Origin of the sequence: Eubacterium ramulus, assembly GCF_003122485.1 — a bacterium.
GTDB lineage: Bacteria > Bacillota > Clostridia > Lachnospirales > Lachnospiraceae > Eubacterium_I > Eubacterium_I ramulus_A.
Map to the genome: position 1 here is coordinate 1 of NZ_JRFU01000188.1, position 6582 is coordinate 6582.

The window sequence follows — 6582 nt, forward strand, 5'->3', positions numbered from 1 at the left end:
TGATTATTCCGGGGCTCTTTGAGCCACCTGTCCGGACTTTGAGAGCCACCATTCCGGAGAATGAGAGCCATATATTCCGGTAATTCAGAGCCACCTTATTGGGCTCTATTACATATATTTCCTTTATACTGTAAATACACACCTTTGGTGTGAATACAGATAAAGGAGGTCGTAAGTTATGACCAAGTATCGTGAAATCCTACGCTTGAAAAGCTTAGGATTCAGTGAGAGGAACATCGCACAGAGTTGCGGTGTATCCAGAAACACAGTCGCTAAGGTTTTAAAAAAGGCAGCGGAAATCAAGCTTTCATGGCCGCTGGATTTCGACATGACCGACAGCGCACTAGAGGAGCTGATGTTTCCTAAGGATAAGTCGGCAACGAATAAACGCATGCCAAACTTTGACTACATTCGCAAAGAACTTCTGCGAAATGGTGTAAACAAAAAGCTTCTCTGGGTAGAATACTGTGAGGAGTGCCGCATGAGCAGCGAAGAGCCTCTAATGTATTCTCAGTTCTGCTACTACATCCAGAAGGATGAAGAAAAACGTAGGGCTACCATGCATATCCCAAGAAAACCAGGTGAACAGATTGAAGTTGACTGGGCCGGTGACCCTGCCCACATCATTGATCCGGACACCGGAGAAATGACAGATGCATGGATATTTGTAGGTGTATTAACTTACAGTCAGTATGCTTTTGTAAAAGCATATATGAATGAGAAAACTGACAACTGGATCAAAGCTCATGTCCAGATGTTTGATTTCTTTGGAGGTGTCACACCTATGCTCGTTTCTGATAACTGTACAACCGCAGTGAATCATAAAAAGAGTGACTGGTACAACACTGCCTTAAACACAACTTATCATGAGATGGCAGAACATTACAATCTCGCCATCCTTCCGGCCAGAGTCCGGAAACCCAAGGATAAACCGAATGTAGAGGGATCAGTAGGAAAGATATCCACATGGATAACAGCAGCCCTTCGCAATGAGCAGTTTTTCTCTCTTGCAGAATTAAATGCTTCAATCCGTGAAAAACTGGATGCCTACAACGCCCGTAAATTTCAGAAAAAGGAATGTAGCAGACTCAGTTTATTTCTTGGGGAAGAAATGCCATTACTGGCTCCGTTGCCTGCTACACCTTTTGAACTGGCTGAGTGGAAACACGCCACCGTCCAGTTTAACTATCACATCGCAGTAGACAGAATGTTCTACTCCGTGCCTTATCAGTATATCAAAAATAAGGTTGATGTGCGTATAACAGATACAACGGTTGAAATATTTTATAATCACAATCGTATTGCCTCTCACAGACGACTCTATGGACGAAGCGGTCAGTATTCTACAGTGACAGAACATATGCCGCAGGAACACCAGAAATATCTGGAATGGAACGGTGACCGGTTCCGTAAGTGGGCTGATTCGATTGGAATTAACACAAGTAAGGTTGTCGATGCAATACTTACCTCCGGCAGGATTGAACAGCAATCCTACAGAAGCTGCATGGGATTACTGAAACTGGCAGAAAAATATTCGCCAGAAAAACTGGAACAGGTCTGCGCTAAGGCGCTCTCTTATTCCGGTAAACCCAGCTATAAAAGTATCAAAAATCTATTGGTTGCAACAAAGAATGCACCTGATACCGAATCAGAATCATCTCAAACAGTAAAACCACATGGCATAACCAGAGGAGCCAGATACTATGGAGGTAAAAAATCATGACAAATCAAAGTACAATCGATAAACTTATTGAAATGCGTCTGACTGCTATGGCAGATGCATTCCGCATCCAGATGGATGATCCTGCAATGAAGGAAGTTCCATTCGAAGATCGGTTCGGCCTGCTTGTTGATGTCGAATACAGCAACCGCAAAAACAATCGTCTGAAAAGGCTGATCCGCCAAGCTGAGTTTGAACAGCCAGATGCCAGCATCGCAGCGATTGATTACCATTCTGGACGAAAGCTGAACAAAGCACTGATCAACCGGCTGGCAACCTGTGAATACATTACAGAATACCGGAACATCTTTATTACTGGAGCAACCGGAAGTGGTAAAACTTATATGGCCTGTGCCTTTGGCATGGAAGCATGCAAGCACTATTACTCAGTACGGTATGTACGGCTTCCTGATCTATTATTGGACTTACAGGCTGCCAGGGACAATGGAACTTTCTCGACTGTCCTGAAGAAATACACCAAGCCAATAGTACTGATCATTGATGAGTGGCTGCTTCTTAAACTGACAGAAGCTGAAGCCAGGAATCTTTTTGAACTGATACATAAAAGACGAAAAAAATCTTCAACGATCTTTTGTTCTCAGTTCCGTGAAAGTGAATGGTACCAGCAAATCTGTGATGGTGAAAGTACTCTTGCCGATGCCATCATGGATCGTATATCGTATGATTCCTATAAGATCGATATTGAAAGTGTTGACCCATCTAAAGACCTCTCTATGAGAGAAGTATATGGACTGGATCCAGCAATGGCAAAGTAACTTAATAAACAAAATGGGGTGGCTCCGTTAGTCCGGACAGGTGGCTCTCGCCACACCGGACTGGCGGCTCTGCCGCACCGTAATATTCAAATCTGGAAAAACAGGGAAAAGATAAGCCGGAGAGAGGAGCTGATTTGGGTGTAAAGACGGTGTAGTAGTGTAGTATAAGATAGAATAGAGTCGGAGGTCACGGATGACAACGTGACAACGTGGCTTCCGGCTTTTTTAGTCTTGAATGATTTCTGCTTCAAACTTTTATGTGACAAACATAACTGTCTGTGTTATTATAAAAGTGATATAAGCGAAAATGACTTTTGCGGAAACGAAAGTATCTTTATATTTTTTATCCGTATACTTCCTATAATGGGAATGAATACTTGCAAAATTGATTGCTAATATTTTTTCATTATTACAGGTACAATAAGAACATGTAATAGCGGAAATGAGGTATAGTTACTTGCAGGTAGAGAAGTATATTGCGGATAAAATAACATCTTTATGTGAAAAGCGTGATATCAGTAAATACAGATTATCGCAACTGTCTGGAATTTCCCAGTCGTCACTGGGAAGGATCATGGCGCAGGAAAACCTGCCGTCGCTGATCACACTTGAAAAAATATGTGCAGCTTTGGGCGTGACATTATCGCAGTTTTTTCAGGAAGGTAATTCGGAGAATCTGACAGAAGAGCAGGAAGAAATTTTAAGGATATGGAACGATCTGAATACAAATGAGCAGGAAACAGTGATGTCAATGCTGCGTGGACTTCGGAAGTAGGAGAACAGTTCGAGTATATGTATCGGCTGTTCTTTTTTTTATTTTTTGGCGTTAAAACGGTAATGTTTTTCTTGTGTACGGTAGAGCGCTATAGTATAATAAAACCAGTTTTTTTGCATAAGTTTAAAAGCTATAATAAGGAAATTGGCAAACCAGATGAAAGTCTGGGACGCAAAGCTACAGGGCCTGTAAAATGGCAGCCAGTTGCATAAATAAAATGACGTGCACTGTCTGTATGACAGTGCTTTTTTGTGGTGTTATTTCATAGGCGTAACTATAATAATTTTACTGGGAGAGAGAAAAGTATGAAAATGAATAAATCAGTATTGCAAAGAGGTATCATTTTTATATTGTGCAGCTGCATCCTTTTTTCAATCTGTCCGGTTTATGCTTTTGCAGCAGAAAATCAGAAAGAGAGAGTTGTCAGGATTGGTGTGCCAGATGATACGTATGATAAGATAAATGGAAATGGAAAAAGAAGCGGATATGGATATGAATATCTGCAGAAAATCGCAGGTTATACCGGGTGGAACTATGAATATGTAGATTGTACATGGGAAAATTGTTTTGACAAATTAAAAAATGATGAGCTGGATATGATAGAAGGAATCTCTTATACGGAGGAACGGGCAGAGACTATGCTTTTTTCCGCTATTCCAATGGGAGACGAAAGATATTATGTCTATGTAAAACCCGATCATATAGACATCTCATCCTCTGACACTGCATCTTTCAATGGGAAAAAGATTGGGGTGCTTATGGGTTACCTGTCGGAAATGGTATTGAACGAGTGGGAAAAGAAATATGATCTGCATACACAGCATGTCAATGTTTCAAATAATGAAGATGCTTTGAAGAAAATTGCAGACGGAGAAATTGACGCTTTTGTATCGTTAGAGGATTCCCGTCTGGATGGGTACGGAATGGTGGCCTTAACGAATCTCGGAAGTTCAAAAATATATTTTGCGATTGGCTAGAGTCATTCTGATTTAAAGACAGAGCTGGATAATGCTATGAGAAGGATCACAGATGATGATCCTTATTATGCAGATGAACTGCATAAGCAGTTTCTGTCAGTGGACAGTGTATATTTTCTGACGGGAGAAGAACAAAAATGGCTGTCAGAGCATGGAGAAATCAAAATAGGTTATTTGATAAACGATGGCGGGGTCAGTACTCTTGATACAGAAACCGGAAAAGTGAGCGGCCTGATCACGGATTACATCCAGCTTGCACAAAACTGCCTGAAAGGGCAGACTTTGAAATTTAATATCAAGGGATATGATTCACAAGAGGATATGCAAAAAGCGTTGCATGATGGAGAAATTGATATGATTTTTCATGTGATGCAAAATACGAACGCTGCCGAAGACCTGGGCTATGATCTGACAGATACTGTCTGGAAGTATAATATGGCGGCTGTAACGGTTGAAAAGAGTTTTGATGAAAATGCTGAAAATACGGTTGCGATACCAAGAGAAGAGAGTGATTTGAAGTCTTATGTTTCCTACAATTATCCACAGTGGCATGTGAAGGAATATGCTACCTGGAAGGATGCAAAAAAGGCTGTATATAATGGAAAAGCAGACTGCATGATTATGGACTCAGGCAAGCTGAAACAATATTCTGATGATAATAAACTGCATAGTGTTTTTCTGGAAAAGTGCGATATGGTGTCATTTGCAGTCAGACATGGAAACAGCATTCTGCTGTCTGTCCTGAATAAGACTATAAAAACAATGTCTGCTTCAAAATTCTCCAATGCTGTGTATATGTATGACAGTAATCTGAAGAAAGTTACGGCAAAGGAGTTTATAAGGGACAATTTCTGGTGCTTTACGGTGCTTGTTGTATCTGTTTTTTTGATCGTGCTGATACTGATACTTGGATTACTCCAAAAAGCCAGAATTGCAGAGAAAAAGGCAAAAGAGGCACAGAAGCAGGCAGAAAATGCGAACAGTGCAAAGACAGATTTTTTGAGACATATGAGCCACGATATTCGGACACCATTAAATGGAATTATTGGGATGATCAATATATCAGAGCGTTATTATGGCAATAAAGAAAAATTGGATGAATGTAAAGCAAAGGTAATGGAATCCATGGACTATCTGCAGTCCCTTCTGAATAATGTTCTGGATATCGGAAAAGTAGAATCTGGAACAATACAGCTGGAACACAAGCCATTTGATCTGGTTGCAATGCTCGTAAAACAGATTTCGATTGTTGAGACAAATGCAAAGGAGTATGGTATCCGCTTTGAAGGCGGAGTTTCCATGAGTACTTTTCATCACAGATATGTTATTGGCAGTGAGGAATATCTAAACCGCCTTCTTATGAATATTGCTGGAAATGCCGTTAAATATAACCGAAGCGGTGGTAAAGTAATCCTGTATTTCAATGAGATTTCAAGTGATGACAAGACGGCGGTTTTTGAATTTGTATGTTCTGATACGGGACTTGGTATGAGCGAAGAATTTCAGAAACATGCATTTGAATCCTACGCAAGGGAAGGAAAAGAAACAACGAATGGATATAGTGGTGCCGGACTTGGACTTTCTATTGTAAAAGATATTGTGGACAGGATGAATGGAACAATCAAACTGGAAAGTAAAGAAAATGTAGGTACAACGTTTACCGTTACGATACCACTTGAGATTGATCATAATGCTGAGAAGGAACAGCAAAAAAAAGTGGAAAAGCCTGATCTGTCGGGTAAGAGTGTATTATTAGTTGAGGATAATGAGCTAAATCTGGAAATTGCAAAAATGCTGCTGGAAGATGAAAAGATGGTTGTGACTACGGCAGAAAATGGCAAGGAGGCTGTGGATATTGTTTCCCAGTCAGTTCCGGGCAGATTTGATTTTATTTTTATGGATATGATGATGCCGGTAATGGATGGATTAGAAGCAGCCAGACAGATAAGGACATTGAACCGTAAAGATACAAAAGAGATACCCATCATTGCGATGACAGCGAATGCATTTCAGGATGATATCAGGGACTGCATAGATACCGGAATGAATGCACATATTGCAAAACCCATTGACAGTAAAAAAATAGAGGATACTTTGCAATTGGTTTTAAAACAAAAAATGCAGTAAGACAATTCCCGGAAAAGGAAGAAAAATGATGAGTTACAAAAATAAGAGCGGAATACGGCAATGTGGAAGTCTTTTGCTGTGCAGTATTCTTTGTGTTGTGTTTCTGGCAGCCCCGGTCAGGGTAGCAGATTTAGATGAAGATATTGATGCGGCAGTGCAATTTTATCTCAGTCGAGAAGACTCCCACTTCTGCAAGTGGTGAGTAAT

Annotated in this window: 5 protein-coding genes and 1 riboswitch; all 5 genes read left to right on the plus strand. The window is 40.5% G+C overall.

Features of this window, described 5'->3' with window-relative positions; all coding sequences use genetic code 11:
• The first annotated feature begins 178 nt into the window (after positions 1-178).
• The 5 genes from istA to LG34_RS14845 all read left to right on the plus strand — a co-directional run bounded on the left by istA (position 179) and on the right by LG34_RS14845 (position 6375).
• Positions 179-1723 carry an IS21 family transposase gene (istA, locus tag LG34_RS14825; RefSeq protein WP_109216755.1) on the plus strand — a complete coding sequence of 515 codons (1545 nt, stop codon included), beginning with the start codon at positions 179-181 and terminating at the stop codon, positions 1721-1723.
• On the plus strand, positions 1720-2496 hold the full coding sequence (gene istB / locus LG34_RS14830; protein ID WP_109216756.1) for an IS21-like element helper ATPase IstB: 777 nt from the start codon (positions 1720-1722) through the stop codon (positions 2494-2496). The genes istA and istB overlap by 4 nt, the downstream gene beginning before the upstream one ends.
• A gap of 457 nt (positions 2497-2953) precedes the next feature.
• Complete coding sequence (locus LG34_RS14835) at positions 2954-3271, plus strand: helix-turn-helix domain-containing protein (protein WP_109216757.1); 318 nt, start codon at positions 2954-2956, stop codon at positions 3269-3271.
• 136 nt (positions 3272-3407) lie between these two features.
• A riboswitch (cyclic di-GMP riboswitch) is annotated at positions 3408-3483 on the plus strand.
• Between the two features lie 93 nt (positions 3484-3576).
• The gene (locus LG34_RS14840) at positions 3577-4248 is read left to right on the plus strand and encodes a substrate-binding periplasmic protein (RefSeq protein WP_109216758.1); all 672 of its coding nucleotides are present in this window, start codon (positions 3577-3579) and stop codon (positions 4246-4248) included.
• A gap of 36 nt (positions 4249-4284) precedes the next feature.
• Positions 4285-6375, plus strand: coding sequence for a response regulator (locus LG34_RS14845; protein ID WP_109216759.1), 2091 nt, complete (start codon positions 4285-4287; stop codon positions 6373-6375).
• The last annotated feature ends 207 nt before the right edge of the window (positions 6376-6582 follow it).